This is a genomic window from Enterobacter sp. SA187 (assembly GCF_001888805.2).
Lineage (GTDB): Bacteria > Pseudomonadota > Gammaproteobacteria > Enterobacterales > Enterobacteriaceae > Enterobacter_D.
Genome location: NZ_CP019113.1, coordinates 4,174,281 through 4,195,533, shown reverse-complemented (window position 1 = coordinate 4,195,533; position 21,253 = coordinate 4,174,281). Strand labels below are relative to the sequence as shown.

The window sequence follows — 21,253 nt, the reverse complement described above, 5'->3', positions numbered from 1 at the left end:
AAAGTAACGTAATGAGTTTGTTATGTTCCGCTACGTTAGGGGGGATGAGATTTTCCTGAAAGTCATAATTTGACTTAGCTTATGCGGAAAAAGCATAAGCTGTTCAGTTGTGTGATAAGAGGGTGATGACGTCGTCCTGCGCCACGCACCAGCCCGCAGTAACGGTTTCACCGGCCAGCGCCGGGCAGAAGCGGGCGGAAAGGGTGAGCGAGAGTTGCGCGTCGGTCAGCGCCGTCACCCGCGCGCTGGCAAAGCCGGGGTAAGGCAGAGCGCGGGCGGAAAAAGCTTTATACAGGCTCTCTTTGGCGGAAAACGCCAGCGTGACCGCAAGGGGCAAGGGCAGGCCGGAGGCGGTCAGCAGCGCGCGCTCATCCGCATCGACAATACTGTCCGCCAGTTCTGCGCAAAGTTTCGCATCGAGGCAGCGTTCAATATCCACTCCCACCGGCCGGGTCGCGATCACCGCCAGCGCGGTGGTGCCGCTGTGGCTGATGCTGCCGAACACTCCCGGAGGCCATAAGGGCGCGCCATTGTCGCCAATGGCGGGGATCGCTCCCAGCGCGTGAAAGGCCGCCAGTCTGCCCGCCAGATGTTCCCGCTGACGTTTTTGTGAAGTGTGATGCAGCTGTGTATGGTGCGGTAGCCAGAACAGATCGGCGTCGCGCCAGGTGGCGGGATCGAAATCGATGTGGTGCAGTGTAAGGCCAGCGAGGGGGAGTGTGGTGTGATGATAATCCATTATTTATCCCCTGTTCGTAGGCCCGGCAAGCAAGCGCCGCCGGGCATTATGACTATATCAGAAGTGCGTATTCACGCCCATAAACCAGGTGCGGCCAGACTCGTTGAAGGTTTCCGCGCCCGCGCCGTACATATAACCCGTAGTACCACCGGTGGTCTGGGCATTGCCCGCGCGCCAGTGACGTTTATCGAACAGGTTATTCACCCCGCCGGTCAGGCTGACATTTTTGGTCACGTCCCAGGTCCCGCTCAGGCCGACAATACTGTACGGGCTGACTTCGTTGGTTTCGGAGCCGGTCGTGCGCTCGCCCTTATAGTTGAATTTCTTCGGCTGCTGCTTGCCGTACCAGGTAAAGGTGGATTGCAGCGACACATCTTCACGCACCTGCCAGCTCAGGGTTGAGTTGAGCGTGTACTGCGGAATAATCGACAGGCGCTCGCCGGTCTCTTTATTCTTACTTTGCAGCATATACGTGAGGTTGTTGCTCCAGGTCACGGCGTCAGACACCGGCACGTTCAGCGTCCCTTCCAGACCTTCCACCACCGCTTTAGGCACGTTATCCCACTGGTAAATATCGGTCTTCAGCGATCCCTGTTGGGTCTGGCCGACCGGGACATAACCCGCCTCGATTTTGTTGCGGTAATCGTTGCGGAACCAGGTCACGCCCGCCAGCCAGCCGTCGCGTTTAAATTCGAGGCCGATCTCTTTGTTGATGCTGTTCTCGGCCTTCATGTCGTCGTTACCCTGCATATAGCAGCCGGTGCCGACCGGACTGGCGTAGCAGCCCTGTCCACGGCTATACAGAATATAGTTCGGGTTGGTCTGATACAGGCTCGGCGCTTTATAGGCGCGGGCGATACCCATTTTCAGGGTGAAGTCTTCGCCCAGGCCCTGGGAGAGGTTCAGCGACGGGCTCCAGTTATTGCCGACCACCGTGTGATGATCAAAGCGCAGCGCCGGCGTCAGCATGGTGCTGTCGGTCAGCTCCATATTGTCTTCGGCGAACAGCGAGAAAATTTCCGCGCTGGAGTAGGGGCTGCGGCCGGTGCTGTCGTAGCCGGGGATCGCGCCGCCGGACAGCGCCTGGGTGTTGGACGCCAGATCCTTCATGCGCTGCTGGTTCCATTCGGTGCCAATTGTCAGGTTCTGGTTGAACAGATACTCAAAGGGAATGTTCACTTCACTGTGCAGCGTCACGTCAGCCAGATCGATATCGCTGAACTTCTCGCTGTTGAACAGGCCTTCCGTGCCGCCGGCCAGCCCTTCGCCCAGACGGGAGTTGCGCGTGTGCTCGTACTGCGCCCAGTTGCTGGTGGTGACGCCGTTTTCCCAGCCGCCGTTCCAGGTGATGGCATAGTTCTGGCGATACAAACGGTTAGTCTCTTTGCCGTAGTATTTTTTCACCAGACCATTGGTTTTATTGTCGTTGTTGGTGTTCTGCGTGTCCCCCGCGTAGAGGTTATTCTGGCGGCTGTAGCCCGCCTCAAACTCCAGCGAGTTCATCGGCGCAAAGTCCCAGCGCAGCACACCGTTGATATTTTTGTTTTCCACCCCTTCGCGTCCGGCGGCGAGAGTGTCGCTGTAAATGCCGGTGCGTTCAGACTGATGGCCTTTGTTGATGTCCCAGGCATCGGCCTGCGTTTTATCCAGATTTCCCACCAGGCGGAAGCTGAAATCGCCCCCCAGCGGTCCGGTGAGGCTGAAGTCGGTGCGTTTGGTCGCGCCTTCGTCTTTATGCTCCGGCGCGTTCAGGTAGGTGTTCCAGGAACCGTGCCAGTCGCTGCTTACCGGTTTGGTGATGATGTTCACCACGCCGCCCGCCGCGCCGTTACCGTAACGCGCCGCCGCCGGACCGCGGATCACTTCGATGCGTTCGATCATCTCCGGCGGCACCCAGCCGGTATCGCCGCGGGTATCACGCTCGCCGCGCCACCCCAGACGCACCGAGTTACGGCTGGTCACCGGTTTGCCGTCGATCAGGATCAGGGTATTTTCCGGGCCCATGCCGCGAATATCGATCTGGCGGTTATTACCGCGCTGGCCACTGGTGGCATTACCGGTAAGGTTGACGCCCGGCATGGTGCGGATGATTTCTGATACGTCGCGCGCGGGCGGGTTTTTGCGGATCTCATCGGCGGTGATGGTGGACACGCCCGGCGCCTGTAAGTTTTGCTGCGCGGCGGTTACCACAATGGTGTCGTCGTCGCTGGTTTCTGCCGCATACACCGGCAGTGCTACCCCTGAGATACCCAAATGAACCAGTACGGCCAGGGTATTAAATTTATTATTCATGTTATTACCTGAGTTTGTCGCCAGCCTCTGCATCCTGCAAACGCGCACGGCTAACCGAATAGAGTGAAAGACGCGCATCCCGCCGCGCGCCAATACGCTATTGCAAATGAAAATAGTTATCAATAATATTATCGACAATTGTTGTCTTGTAACAATATTTCGCAGGTAACCTGGAGTTGCAGAACGGTGACAACGCAAGTAACGGGCAGTGACGCCTGGTGGAGTACAAAGCACGGGCCGGAATGGCGTCGCGAAAGCGAAGAGGCGTATCAGGTCACCTTCTGGTGGCGCGATCCGGCAGGCACCGAAGCCACCTCGCCGGTGCGCCACGTCTGGATCTATATCACCGGCGTTACCGACCATCATCAGCAGTCCGCGCCGCAATCCCTGCGCCGCCTCGCCGGAACCGATGTTTGGTGCTGGCAAACGACGCTGCCCGCCCGCTGGCGGGGGAGCTACTGTTTTATCCCCAGTGAAAACGACAGCGATTTTTCCGCCGCGGTGTTTGCAGGCCAGACGCCGGATCGCGCCGCGCTGCGCGAAGGCTGGCGCACGTTGCTGCCAAAGGCGATCGCCGATCCGCTGAATAAGGATTCCTGGCGCGGCGGGCGCGGCCATGGGGTTTCCGCGCTGGAAATGCCGCAGGCCCCGCTACAGCCGGGCTGGGATCGCCCCGACACGCCATTTACGCCGCCGGAATGTATTCACTGGCACAGCGCGATGCTGAACAACCGCCGCCGGGTGTGGATCTACACCACAGGGGCGGTCAGCAGTGACACGCCGCTGGCTATTCTGCTCGACGGGCAGTTCTGGGCGGAAAGTATGCCCGTCTGGCCCGCGCTGGCGGCGCTCACCGGCGACGGCCAGCTTCCGCCCGCCGTCTATGTGCTGATCGACGTGATTGATAACGCTCACCGCAGCCGCGAACTGCCCTGTAATGCCGATTTCTGGCAGGCCGTGCAGCAGGAACTACTGCCGCTGATCCACGCCCGCACGCCCTTCAGCGCTGATCCGGCACGCACGCTGGTGGCCGGGCAAAGTTTTGGCGGCCTGGCGGCGCTTTACGCCGGGCTGCACTGGCCGCAGCGCTTTGGCTGCATACTGAGCCAGTCGGGATCTTACTGGTGGCCGCACCGCGGCGCGCAGCAGGACGGCGAACTTATTGAACAGCTGCGTCGTGGCGATGTGAACGCCCGCGGACTGCGCATCGTGCTGGAAGCCGGTAAGCGCGAGCCGCTGATCTGGCGCGCTAATCAGACGTTATTAAACCTGTTGCAGTACACCCCGCAGACCTTGCTGTGGCGTGAAGTTGATGGCGGACACGATGCCCTTTGCTGGCGCGGCGGCCTGACGTCCGGGCTGATCGCCCTCTGGCAATCCCTGTCCCCCGCCACGCCATAAGCCGTTACCCCACAGGAGCCTGGTATGGAATTCAGTAATCCCTTCGATAACGCACAGGGACACTTTTATATTCTGCAAAATGCGCAGCAGCAATACAGCCTGTGGCCGCAGCAGTGCGCGCTGCCGGAGGGCTGGCAGGTGATCTGCGAGCCGCAACCGCAGGACGCGTGCAACGCCTGGCTGACCACCCACTGGCAGACCCTAACCCCTGCGCATCACGCGCGCTGAGGAACCCGCATGTCCGCTCGACTCCCCTTAGTTGCCGCTCAGCCCGGGATCTGGATGGCTGAAAAACTCTCCACGCTGACCAACGCCTGGAGCGTGGCGCATTACGTGGACATTACCAGCTCCGCGCTGGATGCCCCGCTGCTTTGCGAGGCGATTGCCACCGGCATGACGCAGGCCGATACCCTGCGTATGCGCTTTGTGGAAGATAACGGCGAGGTGTTCCAGTATGTTGATGAGGCGCTGACCCTTGCCGCGCCGTCCATTATTGATGTGCGTGATGCCGCCTGTCCCCACAGCGCCGCGCTGGCGCAGATGCAGGCGGATCTGGATCAAAACCTGCGCGTCGACAGCGGAAAACCGCTGGTGCATCACGCGCTGTTCCGCATCGGTGAGGATCGCTGGTACTGGTATCAGCGTTATCACCATTTGCTGGTGGATGGCTTCAGTTTTCCGGCGATAACCCGGCAGATCGCTGCCATTTACCGCGCCTGGCGCAGCGGAGCGCCGACGCCGCCATCGCCCTTTACCCCCTTTGCGGAAGTGGTGGACGAGTACCAGCGCTACCGCGACAGCGAGGCGTATGCCCGTGACGGCGCATTCTGGGGCGAGGTGAAGCGCACGCTGCCGCCGCCGGTATCCCTGTCCGGCACGCCGCTGCCGGGTCGCGCCGCAACCACGGACATTCTGCGCCTGAAACAGACCCTGGATCGCCAGGCCTTCTCGCGGCTTGCCGCCAGCGCGCCGGGCTGCCAGCGGGCCGATCTGGCGCTGGCGCTAGTGGCGCTGTGGTTAGGAAGGCTGTGTGGACGACTGGAGTATGCCGCGGGCTTTATTTTTATGCGCCGTATGGGGTCTGCGGCGCTGACCGCCACCGGCCCGGTGCTGAACGTGCTGCCGCTGGCGGTGAATATTGATGCGCAGGCCACGCTGCCGGAGCTTGCGCAAAAACTCGCCGCCAGCCTGAAAAAAATGCGCCGCCATCAGCGGTACGACGCCGAGCAGATCGTACGCGACGCCGGACGCGCGGCGGGGGATGAGCCGCTGTTCGGCCCGGTGTTGAACGTCAAAATGTTTGATTATCAGCTGGAACTGGACGGCGTGGCGGGCAGCACTCATACGCTGGCGACCGGGCCGGTGAACGATCTGGAAATCGCCCTGATCCCGGACGAGGAGGGCGGTCTGAGTATTGAGGTGCTGGCGAACCGTCAGCGCTACGACGAAAGCACGCTTAACGCGCATGCCGCGCGGCTGGACGCGCTGTTGCGCCAGTTTGCCGGCACGCCGGATCTGCGCTGCGGCGATGCGCAGCTCATATCGCCCGACGAGCTTGAGCAGATCGCGCGCATTAACGATACCACCAGAACGCTGCCGGAAACCACCCTCAGCCAGCTGGTGGCGGCGCAGGTGCTGAAAACGCCGCATGCTCCCGCGCTGGCAGACGCCCGCTGGCAATTCAGTTATTGTGAAATGCGCCAGCAGGTGATTGCGCTGGCGCAACTATTGCGCGAGCAGGGCGTACAGCCCGGCGACAGCGTGGCGGTGGCGCTGCCGCGCTCGGTATTCCTGACGCTGGCGCTGCATGCCATCGTTGAAGCGGGGGCCGCCTGGCTGCCGCTGGATACCGGCTATCCTGACGATCGTCTGCGCATGATGCTGGAAGATGCCCGTCCGCGGCTGCTGATCACCGCCCCGGATCAGCAGGGGCGCTTTGCGGATCTGCCGCATCTCAACACCCTGTGTTACACCGCGCCGCTGCCGGTGAGCGACGCGCCGGGGCTTGATCTCTCGCGTCCTGAACACACGGCGTACATTATTTTCACCTCCGGCTCCACCGGTCGCCCGAAAGGGGTGATGGTCGGGCAGACGGCAATCGTCAACCGTTTGCTGTGGATGCAGGCGGCTTATCCACTGAGCGCCGATGACGTGGTGGCGCAAAAAACGCCGTGCAGTTTTGACGTCTCGGTATGGGAATTCTTCTGGCCGTTTATCGCCGGGGCGAAACTGGTGATGGCCGAGCCGGACGCCCACCGCGATCCGCAGGCGCTACAACACTTCTTCGCGCAGTGGGGCGTGACCACCACTCACTTTGTGCCCTCAATGCTGGCGGCCTTTGTCGCCGCGCTGACGCCGGAAACGGCCCGCGCAAGCTGCCGCACGCTGAAACAGGTGTTCTGTAGCGGCGAAGCCTTACCGGCAGATCTGTGTCGGGAATGGGAGCAACTGACCGGCGCGCCGCTACATAACCTGTACGGTCCGACGGAAGCGGCGGTGGATGTCAGCTGGTATCCGGCCCACGGCGAGGCGCTGGCGGCCGTCAGCGGCAACAGCGTGCCCATCGGCTTCCCGGTGTGGAATACCGGCCTGCGCATTCTCGACGCCATGATGCAGCCGGTGCCGCCCGGCGTGGCGGGGGATCTCTATCTCACCGGCATTCAGCTGGCGCAGGGCTATCTGGGCCGCGCCGATCTCACCGCCAGCCGCTTTATTGCCGATCCCTTTGCGCCGGGCGAGCGCATGTACCGCACCGGGGATGTGGCGCGCTGGCTGGACAACGGCGCGGTGGAATACCTCGGACGCAGCGACGATCAGCTGAAAATTCGCGGCCAGCGTATTGAGCTTGGCGAAATCGATCGCGTGATGCAGAGCCTGCCGGACGTGGCGCAGGCAGTGGCCCACGCCTGCGTGCTCAATCAGGCTGCAACCGGCGGCGGGGACGCGCGGCAACTGGTGGGCTACCTGGTTTCCGAATCGGGCCTGCCGCTGGATCGCGAGGCGCTGCGTGAGCAGCTCAGCGCGCGTCTGCCGCCGCATATGGTGCCGGTAGTGCTGGTGCAGGTGGCGGATCTGCCGCTGAGCGCCAACGGCAAACTGGATCGCAAAGCGCTGCCGGTGCCGGAACTGACCGCCAAAGCACACGGACGCGCGCCGCAGTCGGCCAGTGAGATCCGCGTGGCGCAGGCGTTCAGCCAGCTGCTGGGCTGTGAGGTGAATGACGCGGAGGCGGATTTCTTCGCCCTCGGCGGGCATTCGCTGCTGGCGATGCGGTTGGCAGCGCTGCTCAGCCGGGAGTGTGGGCGTCAGGTGACGCCGGGGCAGATCATGGTGGCCTCGACGGTCACCGCGCTGGCGGCGCTGCTTGACGCCGATAACGACGAACAGGCGCAGCGTCTGGGGTATGAGACGATTTTGCCGCTGCGTGAAAGCGACGGGCCAACGCTGTTCTGCTTCCATCCGGCGTCGGGCTTTGCCTGGCAGTTCAGCGTGCTGTCGCGCTATCTGCCTCCGCGCTGGTCGATCACCGGTATTCAGTCGCCGCGCCCGGATGGTCCGATGGCGACCGCCGCCACTCTGGATGAGGTGTGTGAGCATCATCTGGCCACGCTGCTGGAGCGTCAGCCGCACGGCCCGTACTATCTGTTCGGCTATTCCCTCGGCGGTACGCTGGCGCAGGGCATTGCCGCCCGCTTACGCCAGCGTGGCGAGGCGGTGGCGTTTCTGGGACTGCTGGACACCTGGCCGCCGGAGACGCAAAACTGGGCGGAAAAAGAGGCCAACGGGCTGGATCCGGAAGTGCTGGCGGAAATCGACCGCGAGCGGGAGGCGTTTCTGGCCGCGCAGCAGGGGAGCGGGTCGGCGGCGCTGTTCAACGCTATTGAAGGCAACTACGGTGACGCGGTGCGCCTGCTCACCAGCGCGCGCAGCCTGCCGTTTGACGGCAAAGCGACGCTGTTTGTAGCCGAACATACGCGGCCATCAGGGATGGATCCCGCCCGCGCCTGGTCGCCCTGGGTACGCGAGCTGGAGTGTTATCCGCAGCCCTGCGCCCACGTCGATATTATCTCTCCCCGCGCCTTTGAATCTATCGGGCCGATAATGCAGAAATTGTTGCAGTGATGTAATACGTTTATCGCCCGTGATGAGCAATCATTGCGGGCAATTATTCTGCTTATATATCAGCCAGCCTGAAGCATCTGCATCATACTTCAGTCAAAAAACTACAAAAATTTGTAGCTAGACAGCACATTTCACCTCTCAGGGATTCAGATTATTCTCACTTTGTAATACCATTGAGCAGAACACAGGATGAGCTTATTCGGCCTATATACTTTAAAGAAGTTAATAAAATGTCCTCAACGAATATTAAGCAAGACAGGGATGTGGAGTTCAGTAATTATCCGCTTGAAACCCATCGTAATAATGAAATTGATCTGCTGGCGCTGCTCGACGTTTTATGGTGCGCAAAGAAACAAATCATCGGGATCGCGCTTGCCTTTGCTGTTATTGGAGCATTGGTGGCAACCTTCATGATGCCTCAGAGATGGACCAGTCAGGCCATTATTACTCCCGCAGAAGAGCTGCAATGGAATGAGTTGCAACAGACGCTGATGCAGCTACGCGTACTGGATATTGAGGTGCCGATTTCTCAACCTGATGTTTTCAATCGCTTTATCAAAGCCTTTAACTCCCGTGCGCTGATGCAGGAATATTTCATGTCGTCGCCGGAGGTAATGGGACAACTGAAAGACGCTGATATTGATCCTCAGCAATTGCAGCGGGCGGTGGTTGCCCTTTCGGACAATATGAAAGCCGCCGACAATGCAAAAGGAAAAAGCGATCCTGAACTGCCGTATGTGTCATGGAATTTAAGCTTTACCGCGCCAACGGCGAAAGATGCGCAGGCGGTGTTACAGGGATACATTAATTATGTAGCGGCGCTGGTGACAAAAGAAACGCTCGACAGCATCCGTAATACGGTGGCGCTGAAAACGCATTTTGAAAAAGAAAAATTAATGCTTGATCGCGTCAGATTAACCAACCAGCGTGATATTAAGATCCAGCGTCTTAACTATTCGCTGGAAGTGGCGAACGCGGCGGGAATTAAACGTCCGGTTTACAGCAATGGTCAGGTGGTGAATGACGATCCGGATTTCTCCATTGCGCTGGGCGCGGATGGGATCCAGGAGAAATTAAAAATCGAGAAATCGCTGCGCGATATTTCCGATCTGAACGCTGAACTGCGTAACCGCGAGTTTCATCTGGCCGAACTGGAAAAAGTCAGCGTGAAAAACGTCGATTTCGAACCCTTCAAATACCAGCTGGCGCCGTCCTATCCGGTGAAAAAAGACGGTCCGGGCAAGGCGCTGATCGTGGTGCTGGCGGCAATCATCGGCGGCATGGTGGCCTGTGGCTTTGTGTTACTGCGTAACGCGATGGTGACCCGCACGCTGACGCCGGAACTGACGCTGGAACCTTCTCACTAAGTTTTTGCCCGGTGGCGCTGCGCTTACCGGGCCTACGGAATGAGGCTACTGTAGGCCCGTGCAAGCGCAGCGCCGCCGGGCGCAGCAAACCTACCGTAGCCCGCGCCCGAGCGGCACCACCAGCGGCGTATGGGCCACCGGATCCTCAATAATCACGCAACGCATCCCGTAAATTTTCTCGATCAGATCCGCCGTCACAATCTCTTTCGGCGCGCCCTGCGCCACAATCTTCCCGTCCCGCAGCGCAATCAGATGCGTGGCATAGCGACAGGCCTGATTGAGATCGTGCAGCACGGCGGCCAGCGTATAGCCCTGCTCGCGGTTCAGCTCGCTTAACAGCTCCAGCACGTCAATCTGATAGCTGATGTCCAGCCAGGTGGTCGGCTCATCCAGCAGCATGATCGCCGTTTCCTGCGCCAGCACCATAGCGATCCACGCCCGCTGACGCTGCCCGCCGGAAAGCGTGTCCACGCTCTGCCCGGCCAGCGCCGTAACGCCGGTGGCCTCCATCGCTCGTTGCACCGCCGCGTCATCCTCTGCCCGCCAGCGGGTAAACAGCGGCTGATGCGGATAGCGCCCGCGCACCACCAGCTCCTGAACCGTAATATCCCCCGGCGTGGTGGCGTTCTGCGCCAGTAGTCCAATGCGGCGGGCCACCTCTTTACTGTTGAAACGCTGGATCTGCTCGCCGTCGAGATAAACATGCCCCTGCGCCGGGGTCATCAGGCGGCTTAAGGTGCGCAGCAGCGTCGATTTTCCGCAGCCGTTGGGGCCGATAATGGCGGTGAAATGCCCGTCGGGCAGAGTGACGTTCAGGTTTTCGGCAACGATTTTTTTGCCATAGCCGAGGGTTAAGGCCTCGCCGCGCAAACGGGCATCTGAGAAAGTCATCTTTTGCGGGACTCCTTAATTAACAGGGCGATGAGATAAATCCCGCCCAGGCTCACGGTCACCACGCCGACCGGAAGTTGATAGGGTACAAACAGCCGCTGGGCGCAGAGATCGGCGGCCAGCAACAGCAATGCGCCGCACAGTGCCGCCTGGGTCAGCCCCCAGCGCGCGGTGCCGCTGATACGCCGCGCGATGTGCGGGGCGACCAGCGCAATAAAAGAGATCGGGCCGGTCAGGGCGGTGGAGGCGGCGGTCAGCACCACCGCCACCAGCATCATCAGCAGGCGGGAACGCTCAACGCTGACCCCCAGCGCACAGGCGCTGTCATCGCCCATTTCCAGTAGCCGCATACGGCGTACCAGCAGCGCGGCGCAGACAAACATCACCAGCAGTACCGGCGCGGCGGGCAGGGTTTTCGCCCACGTCAGGCCATTGAGCGATCCGGCGTTCCACAGCCCGGCGGTAAAGGCCGTCTCAAGGGACGCCTGCAACAGCAGCCAGGTATTGAAGGCCACCAGCATGGCGCGCACGCCGATGCCGATAATAATCAGCCGGAAGGTTTCAATGCCGTTGCGCCACGCCAGCAGCCAGACCACCAGCGAGGTGAGAATACCGCCCGCCATCGCCGCCAGCGCAATGGCCGTCAGATGCTGGCCGAAAAATACCATGGCGATCAGCACGCCGCTCCATGCCCCGGTGTTAAAGCCCATCACGTCCGGGCTGCCGAGCGGGTTACGCATCAGCGACTGGAAAATGGCCCCGCTGATCCCCAGCGCCGCGCCGGTCAGCAGGGCGATGACGACACGTGGCAGACGCCACTCATTGACCACCAGCATAATACCGCGCGGCGCATCGCCGGTGAGGGCGGCAAATACCTGAGAAAACGTCAGCGGCACCGCGCCGCTTTGCAGACTCCATAGCGCCACCAGCAGACAGGCGATCGCCAGCAGCAGACAGCTCAAAATCAGACGACGGGAAGGGGCGTTCACCAGCCACCTCCGCGACGATGGCGGCGAACCAGCCAGATAAGCACAGGCGCGCCGATAAAGGCGCTGACCACCGATACCCGCAGCTCGCCGGGCACCAGCAGACGGCCAATAACATCGGCAAACAGCAGCAGGGCAGGGGTGGCGATCAGCGTGACCGGCAGCGACCAGCGGTGATCCGCCCCCACCAGCCAGCGCGCCATGTGCGGCATCATCAGGCCGATAAAGGCAATCGGGCCGACCACCGCCGTGGCGCTGCCGCACAGCACGGTAATTGCCAGTAAGCCCAGCAACTGCGTGCGCGCCACGCGGCTACCGAGCGCCGTGGCGGTATCCGTGCCGAGACTGAGACTGTTCAGCGCCCGGCTTTGCAGCAGCGTGATGCCTGCGGCGATCAGTACCGGCAGCAGGACGATTTTCAGGGTGTGGATCTGCCGCACGTCCAGCGATCCGGCCTGCCAGAAGCGCAGCTGATCGTAAACATCGGGGTTCAGCAGCGCGATGCCGCTGGATAAACCTTCCAGCACCGCGCCCAGCGCGACGCCCGCCAGCGTCAGCCGCACCGGGCTGAGCTGCCCGCCGCCCGCGCTGCCGGTAAAGGCCACCACTAATGACGCCGCCAGCGCGCCGCTAAAGGCCAATGCCAGCTGTTCATAGGGAGAGGTTAAACCGAGCAGCGCCGCGCCCAGCACGATGGCGAAGCTGGCGCCAGCGTTCACGCCGAGCAGACCGGGATCGGCCAGCGGGTTGCGGGTCAGGGTTTGCATCAGCGCCCCGGCAAGGCCCAGCGCGCCGCCAGCCAGCAGTCCGGCCAGGGTACGGGGCAGACGGGCATCCAGCACGATAGTGCAGTCCGCGGTCTGGCAGCTGCCCGTGAAGGCGTCCATGACGGCGGAAAAGGGCAGGGGTTTCGCCCCGATAAGTAAGCTGAGCGCAGCCGCAAGGAGCAGCAATAACAATAACCCGGTCACGATAATTGGACGCGCCAGGCTGAGCGAAAAAGACATCACAACGTCCTTGAGTTGATAATGATAGTAGTTATCGTTATCGATCTTGTTCGGGTATGTTAGCATGTGCGGCCATTGAAAAGGTATGAGAAATCGCAATAAAAGGCCCTGTAATGAACCGACAATCCTGGCTGCTCAACATGAGCCTGCTGAAAACCCACCCGGCATTCCGCGCGGTATTTATCGCCCGTTTTATCTCCATTTTATCCCTCGGTTTGCTGGGCGTCGGCGTGCCGGTGCAGATCCAGGCGATGACCCACTCCAGCGCGCTGGTGGGCCTTGCGGTCACCCTGACCGGCGGGGCGATGTTTGTCGGGCTGATGGTGGGCGGCGTGCTGGCGGATCGCTATGAGCGTAAGCGCCTGATCCTGATCGCGCGCGGCACCTGCGGGCTGGGTTTTATCGGCCTTGCCATTAATGCGGCGCTGCCGGAACCCTCGCTGGTGGCGATTTATCTGCTCGGTTTGTGGGACGGCTTTTTTGGCGCGCTCGGCGTGACGGCGCTGCTGGCGGCGACGCCCGCGCTGGTCGGGCGTGAGAATCTGATGCAGGCGGGGGCGATCACCATGCTGACCGTACGCCTGGGCTCAGTGATCTCCCCGCTGTGCGGCGGCCTGCTGCTGGCGTCCGGCGGTGTGGTGTGGAACTACGGGCTGGCGGCGGCGGGGACCTTTCTCACCACCCTGACGCTGCTGCGTTTACCCTTGCTGCCTCCGCCGCCGCAGCCGCGGGAACATCCGCTGAAATCCCTGCTGGCGGCCTTTCAGTTTTTAATGCGCAGTCCGCTGATCGGCGGCATCGCGCTGCTCGGCGGGCTGCTGACCATGGCGAGCGCCGTGCGCGTGCTTTATCCGGCGCTGGCGGTGAACTGGCAAATGTCGCCGTCGGAAATCGGCCTGTTGTATGCCGCCGTTCCGCTCGGTGCGGCGCTGGGGGCGCTGACCAGCGGCAATATGGCGCAGCGTGCGCGTCCGGGGGCGATCATGCTGTTGACCACCGTCGCCGCCTTTGTGGCGGTGGCGCTGTTCAGCCTGATGCCCGTCTGGGGGCTGGGGGTGTTGTTCCTCGCGCTCTTTGGCTGGCTGAGCGCGGTGAGTTCGCTGTTGCAGTACACGCTGATCCAGACGCAAACCCCCGAGGCGATGCTCGGGCGCATTAACGGCTTATGGACGGCGCAGAACGTCACCGGCGATGCTATCGGCGCGGCACTGCTCGGCGGTATGGGGGCGCTGATGACGCCAGCGGCCTCCGCCAGTGTTGGCGGCTGGGTGCTGGCGGTCATCGGACTGCTGCTGGTGGTGCTACTGAAAGAGTTACGCCGTTTCCATCAGCCAAACAGCGTGGCGAACCGCTGAAGCAGCAGCGTCACGCTGTAAAAGTCGAGGCGGAAGGTTTCACTGCCCAGCGCGTAAACGCGTTTGTTTTTCACCGCGCTGAGATGACTTAACAGCGGGTTGGCTTCAATGGCCGCGGCGTCGTTGTCGTCATTGGCGAATAAAAACAGCGCTTCGCCGTTCAGCCCCGCCGCCAGATTTTCGCCGCCCAGCTGCACGATGTCATGGCGTTTACCCTGGCTCTGGCTGGCGTTCAGCCCCTCCGGCAGGGTGGCGAGCGTAAAGCCAAGCTGGGCTAACAGCTGCCCCTGCGCGGAATCGCGGGTCCACAGATTGGCGCTGTGCGCCGCCCGGTGATAAACCAGCGCGCTTACCGGCTGCGGCGGCAGGGTGATCTTCTGCTTTACCGCCGCCAGCTGCGTATTGAATTCGTCGATGCGCGCCTGCGCCTGTTTCTCCTGGCCGGTGATCTCGCCGAGCTGCGTCAGCAGCGCCTGCCAGCTTTTATCGTCGTAATTGATGACCAGCGTCGGCGCGATGGCGGAGAACTGATCGTACAACGCCAGCGCAGAGTCGCCGCCGGTGGCGCTGACGAGGATCAAATCGGGCATCTGCGCCGCCACGGCTTCCGCGCTGGCCTCGCCAATGTAGAGCCGGGAAACCTGACGCTGTTTTGCTATCTGCCCCCACTGGCGCAGAAAGCCCTGATCGTCGGCAAAGCGGTTATTCGGCGTGGTCGCGCCGCTGGCTATTACCGGCGCATCAATGGCGAGCAGCGATCCGGTAAGCGTCACGCTGGTGGAGACAATACGCAGCGGTTTGCTTTCCAGGGTATGAGTGCCCCGGCTGTCAGTCACCTGACGCGGCCATCCGGCGGCGTGGCTTGCGGAAAGTCCTAAAACGAAAAGGCTGAGCGCCAGCACAGCATGCAGGCGTAACGAAGCAAATCTCACGGCGTGGTATCCTGTATTTATTGCAGTTAATGCTTCTCATTTTCATCATTGTGCGAAGCGGATGCAAGCGTTAGCCGCAGAAGTTGCATCAACCAGAGTTGACACTGCTGACAATAACTTTTAGCTTACCGACCAAAATATAAATGATAATTATTCTTAATGCCTTTATCATTTTCGGAGAAAGATATGGATACGTCAGTGGCAGAGGGGATCGCGCAGCGTACAGACGCGTTGTCGCCCGACCGGTTTTTCTTTATGTCGCCGTACCGCAGCTTTACCACATCCGGCTGCTTTGCGCGCTTCTCAGAGCCTGCCGTTAACGGCGATGACCTGCAAAGCCCGTTCCAGCGCAAACTGGCGGCGGCCTTTGCGCAGGCGAAAGCCCAGGGCATTGCAAAACCGGTGATGGTAGGGGCGATCCCGTTTGATACCACGCAGCCGTCGGCGCTCTTTATTCCGCAGTCCTGGCAGACGTTCACCCGTCCGGCAAAGCAGCATTCCGCGCGCTATTTCCAGGGCAGCCCGACGCCGAACGTGGTTTCGCGCCAGGCCATTCCGGAGCAGGACGCCTTTATGGCGATGGTGGCGGAAGCCGCACGCCTGACCGCCACGCCGACCGTTGACAAGGTGGTGCTCTCGCGACTGATTGACATTGCCACCGACGCCCGGATTGACAGCGGGGCGCTGCTGGAACGGCTGATCGCGCAGAATCCGGCGAGCTTTAACTTCCATGTGCCGCTGCCGGATGGCGGCGTGCTGCTCGGTGCCAGCCCGGAGCTGCTGCTGCGTAAAGAAGATGAGCGGTTCAGTTCGCTGCCGCTGGCAGGCTCGGCCCGTCGTCAGCCGGATGACATGCTGGATCGCGAGGCCGGTAACAAACTGCTGGCCTCGGAAAAAGATCGTCACGAACACGATCTGGTGGTGCAGGCGATGAAAACCGTGCTCACGCCGCGCAGCCGTGAACTGGCGATCCCCGCCTCGCCGCAACTGGTGAATACCCCGACGCTGTGGCATCTGGCGACGCCGGTCGAAGGTCTCGCCGCCGGTGAAGAAAACGCCCTGTCGCTGGCCTGTCTGCTGCACCCGACCCCGGCGCTGAGCGGCTTCCCGCATCAGGTGGCGAAGCGCGTCATCGCGGAACTTGAGCCGTTCAACCGCGAGCTGTTCGGCGGCATCGTCGGCTGGTGTGATGAGCAGGGCAATGGCGAGTGGGTGGTGACCATTCGCTGCGCGCGCATCCAGGATCGTAACGTTCGCCTGTTTGCCGGGGCGGGCATTGTGCCTGCGTCGTCCCCGGCGGCGGAGTGGCGCGAAACCGGCGTCAAACTCTCCACCATGCTTAATGTTTTTGGTCTGAATTAAGGAGCGATCATGACCCTTCCTTTTACCCGCTGGCCGGATGACTTCGCCCGCCGTTATCGTGAAAAAGGCTACTGGCAGGATCTGCCGCTGACCGACATTCTCACCCGTCATGGGCAGTCTGACCGCACGGCGGTGATTGAAGGCGAGCGCGCGTTAAGCTACCGCGAGCTGGATCAGGCGTCGGATAACCTCGCCTGCGCGCTGACGGCGCAGGGCATTCGCCATGGCGACACCGCGCTGGTGCAGCTGGGCAACGTCGCGGAGTTTTACATTACCTTTTTTGCGCTGCTGAAAATGGGCGTCGCGCCGGTCAATGCGCTCTTCAGCCATCAGCAGAGTGAACTCAACGCCTATGCCGCGCAGATCCGCCCGGCGCTGGTGATCGCCGATCGCGAACATAAACTGTTCCAGGATGACAGCTTCCTGAATGGCTTTGTCGCCGAACATGCCAGCGTGCGCGTGGTGCTGTTGCGTAACGACCAGGGCGAACATGCCTTACAGGCGGCCATTGAACGCCCGGCGGACGGTACGCCTCTGTTGCCGACCCCTGCCGATGAAGTGGCGTTTTTCCAGCTATCCGGCGGCAGTACCGGCACGCCGAAGCTGATCCCGCGCACTCATAACGATTACTACTACAGTATCCGCCGCAGCAACGAGATCTGTGAATTTACCGCCGACACGCGCTATCTGTGCGCGCTGCCTGCCGCCCATAACTATCCGCTCAGCTCCCCCGGCGCGCTGGGGGTATTTCTCGCAGAAGGCTGTGTGGTGCTGGCGGCGGATCCAAGCGCCACGCTCTGCTTCCCGCTGATCGAAAAACATCAGATTAACGTCACCGCGCTGGTACCGCCCGCCGTCAGCCTGTGGTTGCAGGCAATTGCCGAGTGGGGCAGCAATGCGCAGCTGGCGTCGCTGAAGCTGTTGCAGGTGGGCGGCGCGCGTCTGTCCGCCACCCTTGCCGCGCGTATTCCGGCGGAGATCGGCTGTCAGTTACAGCAGGTGTTCGGCATGGCGGAAGGGCTGGTGAACTATACCCGCCTGGATGATGGCCCGGCGCGGGTGAACCACACCCAGGGCCGCCCGATGTGCCCGGACGATGAAGTGTGGGTCGCCGATGAACAGGGCAATCCGCTGCCGACCGGGGAGGTGGGCCGCCTGATGACCCGCGGGCCCTATACCTTCCGCGGCTACTTTAACAGCCCGGAGCACAATGCCAGCGCCTTCGACGCCAACGGTTTTTACAGCTCCGGCGATCTGATCTCCATTGACGCCGACGGCTATATCACCGTGCAGGGGCGCGAAAAAGATCAGATTAACCGCGGCGGAGAGAAAATCGCTGCCGAAGAGATTGAAAACCTGCTGCTGCGCCATCCGGCGGTGATCCACGCCGCGCTGGTGAGCATGGAAGACAGCCTGCTGGGCGAGAAAAGCTGCGCGTATCTGGTGGTGCGCCAGCCGGTGCGTCCGGTGGAGATACGACGTTTTCTGCGCGAGCAGGGCGTGGCGGAATTTAAGCTGCCGGATCGCGTGGAGTGCGTGGACGCGCTGCCGCTGACCCCGGTCGGCAAAGTTGATAAGAAGAAACTGCGTCAGATGCTGGCTGAAAAGTCACAGGCGTAACACTGGAGAAGAGATGGCTATCCCGAAATTAACCGGCTATGCGCTGCCCGCCGCGGCAGAGATCCCGAACAACAAAGTGAACTGGGCCTTTGAGCCTGAGCGCGCCGCATTGCTTATCCACGATATGCAGGACTATTTCATCAATTTCTGGGGCGATAACTGCCCGATGATGGAGCAGGTGGTGGCGAACATCGCCGCGCTGCGCCAGTTCTGCAAACAGCAGGGCATTCCGGTTTATTACACCGCGCAGCCCAAAGAGCAGAGCGACGAAGATCGCGCGCTGCTGAACGACATGTGGGGGCCGGGCCTGACCCGCAAACCGGAAGAACAACAGGTGGTGGCGGCCCTTGCGCCTGACGCAGACGACACCGTGCTGGTGAAGTGGCGCTACAGCGCGTTTCACCGCTCGCCGCTTGAGCAGATGCTGAAAGAGACCGGGCGTAACCAGCTGCTGATCACCGGCGTGTATGCCCACATCGGCTGCATGACCACCGCCACCGATGCCTTTATGCGCGACATCAAGCCGTTTATGGTCGCCGATGCGCTGGCGGATTTCAGCCGCGACGAGCACCTGATGGCGCTCAACTACGTGGCCGGACGTTCAGGCCGCGTGGTGATGACCGACGAACTGCTGCCGGTACCGCTGACTAAGGACGCGCTGCGTGCGCAGATCCTGCCGCTGCTGGATGAATCCGACGTGCCGCTGGATGATGACAACCTGATCGATTACGGTCTGGATTCGGTGCGCATGATGGCGCTCGCCGCCCGCTGGCGCAAAGTCTACAGCGACATTGATTTCGTGATGCTGGCGAAAAACCCGACTCTCGACGCCTGGTGGGCGCTGCTCTCCCGCGAGGTGAAATAATGGCGGGGCTGGATTTTAGCGGCAAAACCGTGTGGGTGACCGGAGCCGGTAAAGGCATCGGTTACGCCACCGCGCTGGCCTTTGCCGATGCGGGCGCGCAGGTGACCGGCTTCGATCTGGACTTTCCGCAGGCGGATTATCCCTTCACCTGCAAGCGGCTGGATATTGCCGATGCCACACAGGTGGCAGACACCTGCCAGCGTCTGCTGGCGCATACCCCACGGCTGGACGTGCTGGTGAACGCCGCCGGGATTTTGCGCATGGGCGCGACCGATGCCCTCAGCCTTGCCGACTGGCAGCAGACCATGGCGGTGAACGTCGGCGGGGCCTTTAATCTCTTTCAGCAGACCATGCCAATATTCCGCGCCCAGAAGGGCGGGGCGATTGTCACCGTCGCCTCCGACGCCGCGCACACGCCGCGTATGGGGATGAGCGCTTATGGCGCGTCGAAAGCGGCGCTGAAAAGCCTGACCCTGACCGTCGGGCTGGAGCTGGCCGCCAGCGGCGTGCGCTGTAATCTTGTCTCCCCCGGCTCCACGGATACCGACATGCAGCGTACGCTGTGGACCAGCGAGGACGCGGAACAGCAGCGCATTCGCGGTTTCGGCGAGCAGTTCAAGCTCGGCATTCCGCTGGGGAAAATCGCCAGACCTGAGGACATCGCCGGTACCGTGCTGTTTCTGGCGTCCGATCTGGCAGGGCACATCACCTTGCAGGATCTGGTGGTGGACGGCGGCTCGACGCTGGGAGCATAAGCATGATCTGGAAACGTCATTTATCCCTCGATGAACTGAATGCCACCAGCGCGAACACCATGGTGGCGCATCTGGGCATTGTCTATACCCGTCTCGGGGATGAGGTGCTGGAAGCGGTGATGCCGGTGGATGCGCGCACTCATCAGCCGTTCGGCCTGCTGCACGGCGGCGCGTCGGCGGCGCTGGCGGAAACTCTGGGTTCGATGGCCGGTTTTCTGATGACCCGCGACGGGCAGTGCGTGGTGGGCACGGAGCTGAACGCCACGCATCACCGCCCGGTATCGCAGGGCAGGGTGCGCGGCGTTTGCCAGCCGCTGCACCTCGGGCGGCAAAGCCAGAGCTGGGAAATTGTGGTCTTTGACGAGCAGGGACGGCGCTGCTGCACCTGTCGGTTAAGTACGGCGGTGATGGGGTAGTCCCCATCACCAGCGCCATTTACAGCATCGACACAATCCGCTTCAGCAGCCTGATACGCGGCTCGATGGAAGCGATATCCAGCCATTCCGCCGGGCTGTGAAAGCCCGCGCCGACTGGACCTAAGCCGTCCAGCGTCGGAATGCCGAGCGCGGCAATATGGTTGGCGTCGCTGCCGCCGCCCACCGCCTGCCAGGTCACCGGAATGCCTTCTGCCGCACCCGCCTGTTCCACCAGCGCCATCAGCGCGGCGGTACCCTCGCTTGCCGCCATCGCCGGTTTGTAGTTCACGCGCGTCAGGGTGGTGGTCACACCGTCAAGAAAACCTTCAGCGCACAGCGCTTCCAGCCGGGCGTGGACGCGATCGTATTCGCTGTTTTCCCAATAGCGCAGATCCAGCTCGGCGGTGGCATGGTCGGCCACTACATTAGACGCGCTGCCGCCGCTGATCACGCCGATATTCAGCGTGGTGCCGCGCGGCATATCCGCCAGCGCATTAATGGCGATCACCGCATTTGCCAGCGCGGTGATGGCGGAGCGGCCTTTTTCCGGATCGTTACCCGCATGGGCGGCGACGCCGCTGAAGGTCAGTTGATAACCGGCCAGCCCTTTACGCGCTTTCACCAGCGAACCGTCGGCGCGCGCCGCTTCGCATACCAGCACCACCCGCGCGGTGCTTGCCAGGCTGCTTAGCCAGGCTTCCGAGTGCACCGAGCCGGTCTCTTCGTCCGGGTTCATCGCCACCGCAATGCTCAGGCGATGTTTATCGGCGGCGGGCAGTTCGCGCATCGCCTGAAGAATATTCAGCAGCCCGCTTTTCATGTCCGAGACGCCAGGCCCGTACAGGCGGCTGTCGTCGCGGCTCATCGGGCGTTGGGCGACTGTACCCGCCGGAAACACGGTGTCCATATGGCCGACCAGCAGCACATCATAATGGGTGGCCTGCGGCTGATTGGTCACCAGCAGTCCCGGCCCTACCGCAGTGCCGAGATCAACGGTAGTCACATGCCAGCCTTCCTGACGCCACAGCGCCGCCAGTCTGTCGGCGACCTGCGCCACGCCCTGCACGCATTGCGTGCCGCAATCGACGTTGACCAGGCTTTCCAGTTCAGCAATATAGTGTTCGATATTCATAAGACATCCTG

General features: G+C 61.7%; 17 protein-coding genes. 10 read left to right on the top strand and 7 right to left on the bottom strand.

Features of this window, described 5'->3' with window-relative positions; translation table 11 throughout:
- Positions 1–103: 103 nt before the first annotated feature.
- Both entD and BMF08_RS20080 read right to left on the bottom strand, forming a co-directional pair.
- Positions 104–739, bottom strand: a complete 636-nt coding sequence (gene entD, locus BMF08_RS20085; protein WP_072569275.1) for an enterobactin synthase subunit EntD — start codon at positions 737–739, stop codon at positions 104–106.
- A 57-nt stretch (positions 740–796) separates the two neighbouring features.
- Positions 797–3,031, bottom strand: coding sequence for a TonB-dependent siderophore receptor (locus BMF08_RS20080; RefSeq protein ID WP_072569274.1), 2,235 nt, complete (start codon positions 3,029–3,031; stop codon positions 797–799).
- Between the two features lie 186 nt (positions 3,032–3,217).
- Here BMF08_RS20080 and fes point away from each other — a divergent pair, with 186 nt between their 5' ends.
- From fes to wzz(fepE), 4 genes are all read left to right on the top strand, one after another.
- Entirely contained in the window at positions 3,218–4,432 is a 1,215-nt protein-coding gene (fes, locus tag BMF08_RS20075; protein WP_072569273.1) for an enterochelin esterase, read from the top strand.
- Between the two features lie 24 nt (positions 4,433–4,456).
- Positions 4,457–4,660 (top strand): MbtH family protein, encoded by a 204-nt coding sequence (locus tag BMF08_RS20070; RefSeq protein ID WP_072569272.1) that lies wholly within the window; start codon positions 4,457–4,459, stop codon positions 4,658–4,660.
- A gap of 9 nt (positions 4,661–4,669) precedes the next feature.
- Positions 4,670–8,554: an enterobactin non-ribosomal peptide synthetase EntF gene (gene entF / locus BMF08_RS20065; RefSeq protein ID WP_072569271.1), complete on the top strand. Its 3,885-nt coding sequence runs from the start codon at positions 4,670–4,672 to the stop codon at positions 8,552–8,554.
- Positions 8,555–8,784: 230 nt separating this feature from the next.
- Positions 8,785–9,921, top strand: a complete 1,137-nt coding sequence (gene wzz(fepE), locus BMF08_RS20060; RefSeq protein WP_072569270.1) for an LPS O-antigen length regulator Wzz(fepE) — start codon at positions 8,785–8,787, stop codon at positions 9,919–9,921.
- 90 nt (positions 9,922–10,011) lie between these two features.
- Here wzz(fepE) and fepC read toward each other — a convergent pair whose 3' ends face one another.
- Genes fepC through fepD form a run of 3 tightly spaced genes read right to left on the bottom strand, consistent with a single transcriptional unit; the run spans position 10,012 to position 12,805 of the window.
- On the bottom strand, positions 10,012–10,812 hold the full coding sequence (gene fepC / locus BMF08_RS20055; protein ID WP_072569269.1) for an iron-enterobactin ABC transporter ATP-binding protein: 801 nt from the start codon (positions 10,810–10,812) through the stop codon (positions 10,012–10,014).
- Positions 10,809–11,801 carry an iron-enterobactin ABC transporter permease gene (gene fepG / locus BMF08_RS20050; RefSeq protein ID WP_072569268.1) on the bottom strand — a complete coding sequence of 331 codons (993 nt, stop codon included), beginning with the start codon at positions 11,799–11,801 and terminating at the stop codon, positions 10,809–10,811. Before fepG ends, fepC begins: the two co-directional genes overlap by 4 nt.
- Positions 11,798–12,805, bottom strand: a complete 1,008-nt coding sequence (gene fepD, locus BMF08_RS20045; RefSeq protein WP_072569267.1) for a Fe(3+)-siderophore ABC transporter permease — start codon at positions 12,803–12,805, stop codon at positions 11,798–11,800. Before fepD ends, fepG begins: the two co-directional genes overlap by 4 nt.
- A 113-nt stretch (positions 12,806–12,918) precedes the next feature.
- Between fepD and entS the strand changes: the two genes are divergently transcribed.
- Positions 12,919–14,160, top strand: a complete 1,242-nt coding sequence (entS, locus tag BMF08_RS20040) for an enterobactin transporter EntS (RefSeq protein WP_072569266.1) — start codon at positions 12,919–12,921, stop codon at positions 14,158–14,160.
- On the opposite strand, the gene fepB is transcribed toward entS, so the two are convergent.
- The gene (fepB, locus tag BMF08_RS20035) at positions 14,133–15,071 is read right to left on the bottom strand and encodes a Fe2+-enterobactin ABC transporter substrate-binding protein (RefSeq protein WP_412176424.1); all 939 of its coding nucleotides are present in this window, start codon (positions 15,069–15,071) and stop codon (positions 14,133–14,135) included. The two genes, entS and fepB, sit on opposite strands and share 28 nt — an antisense overlap.
- A 207-nt stretch (positions 15,072–15,278) precedes the next feature.
- Between fepB and entC the strand changes: the two genes are divergently transcribed.
- Genes entC through entH form a run of 5 tightly spaced genes read left to right on the top strand, consistent with a single transcriptional unit; the run spans position 15,279 to position 20,110 of the window.
- The gene (gene entC / locus BMF08_RS20030; RefSeq protein WP_072569498.1) at positions 15,279–16,454 is read left to right on the top strand and encodes an isochorismate synthase EntC; all 1,176 of its coding nucleotides are present in this window, start codon (positions 15,279–15,281) and stop codon (positions 16,452–16,454) included.
- Between the two features lie 9 nt (positions 16,455–16,463).
- Positions 16,464–18,074 carry a (2,3-dihydroxybenzoyl)adenylate synthase EntE gene (entE, locus tag BMF08_RS20025; protein ID WP_072569264.1) on the top strand — a complete coding sequence of 537 codons (1,611 nt, stop codon included), beginning with the start codon at positions 16,464–16,466 and terminating at the stop codon, positions 18,072–18,074.
- A 13-nt stretch (positions 18,075–18,087) separates the two neighbouring features.
- Positions 18,088–18,939 carry an isochorismatase gene (locus BMF08_RS20020; protein ID WP_072569263.1) on the top strand — a complete coding sequence of 284 codons (852 nt, stop codon included), beginning with the start codon at positions 18,088–18,090 and terminating at the stop codon, positions 18,937–18,939.
- Entirely contained in the window at positions 18,939–19,694 is a 756-nt protein-coding gene (gene entA, locus BMF08_RS20015; protein ID WP_072569262.1) for a 2,3-dihydro-2,3-dihydroxybenzoate dehydrogenase EntA, read from the top strand. The genes BMF08_RS20020 and entA overlap by 1 nt, the downstream gene beginning before the upstream one ends.
- Before the next feature lie 2 nt (positions 19,695–19,696).
- Positions 19,697–20,110 (top strand): proofreading thioesterase EntH, encoded by a 414-nt coding sequence (gene entH / locus BMF08_RS20010; RefSeq protein WP_072569261.1) that lies wholly within the window; start codon positions 19,697–19,699, stop codon positions 20,108–20,110.
- Positions 20,111–20,129: 19 nt separating this feature from the next.
- Here the strand turns inward: entH and BMF08_RS20005 are convergent, their stop codons facing one another.
- Positions 20,130–21,242 carry a M20 family metallopeptidase gene (locus tag BMF08_RS20005; RefSeq protein WP_072569260.1) on the bottom strand — a complete coding sequence of 371 codons (1,113 nt, stop codon included), beginning with the start codon at positions 21,240–21,242 and terminating at the stop codon, positions 20,130–20,132.
- Positions 21,243–21,253: the final 11 nt, after the last annotated feature.

Bases quoted from the DNA above. Each gene is read 5' to 3' on its own strand.
- fepD (WP_072569267.1), bottom strand. From the start codon at position 12,805: ATGTCTTTTTCGCTCAGCCTGGCGCGTCCAATTATCGTGACCGGGTTA.
- BMF08_RS20020 (WP_072569263.1), top strand. From the start codon at position 18,088: ATGGCTATCCCGAAATTAACCGGCTATGCGCTGCCCGCCGCGGCAGAG.
- entE (WP_072569264.1), top strand. From the start codon at position 16,464: ATGACCCTTCCTTTTACCCGCTGGCCGGATGACTTCGCCCGCCGTTAT.
- BMF08_RS20070 (WP_072569272.1), top strand. From the start codon at position 4,457: ATGGAATTCAGTAATCCCTTCGATAACGCACAGGGACACTTTTATATT.
- entF (WP_072569271.1), top strand. From the start codon at position 4,670: ATGTCCGCTCGACTCCCCTTAGTTGCCGCTCAGCCCGGGATCTGGATG.
- entD (WP_072569275.1), bottom strand. From the start codon at position 739: ATGGATTATCATCACACCACACTCCCCCTCGCTGGCCTTACACTGCAC.
- entS (WP_072569266.1), top strand. From the start codon at position 12,919: ATGAACCGACAATCCTGGCTGCTCAACATGAGCCTGCTGAAAACCCAC.
- entA (WP_072569262.1), top strand. From the start codon at position 18,939: ATGGCGGGGCTGGATTTTAGCGGCAAAACCGTGTGGGTGACCGGAGCC.
- fepC (WP_072569269.1), bottom strand. From the start codon at position 10,812: ATGACTTTCTCAGATGCCCGTTTGCGCGGCGAGGCCTTAACCCTCGGC.
- BMF08_RS20005 (WP_072569260.1), bottom strand. From the start codon at position 21,242: ATGAATATCGAACACTATATTGCTGAACTGGAAAGCCTGGTCAACGTC.
- BMF08_RS20080 (WP_072569274.1), bottom strand. From the start codon at position 3,031: ATGAATAATAAATTTAATACCCTGGCCGTACTGGTTCATTTGGGTATC.
- entH (WP_072569261.1), top strand. From the start codon at position 19,697: ATGATCTGGAAACGTCATTTATCCCTCGATGAACTGAATGCCACCAGC.
- entC (WP_072569498.1), top strand. From the start codon at position 15,279: ATGGATACGTCAGTGGCAGAGGGGATCGCGCAGCGTACAGACGCGTTG.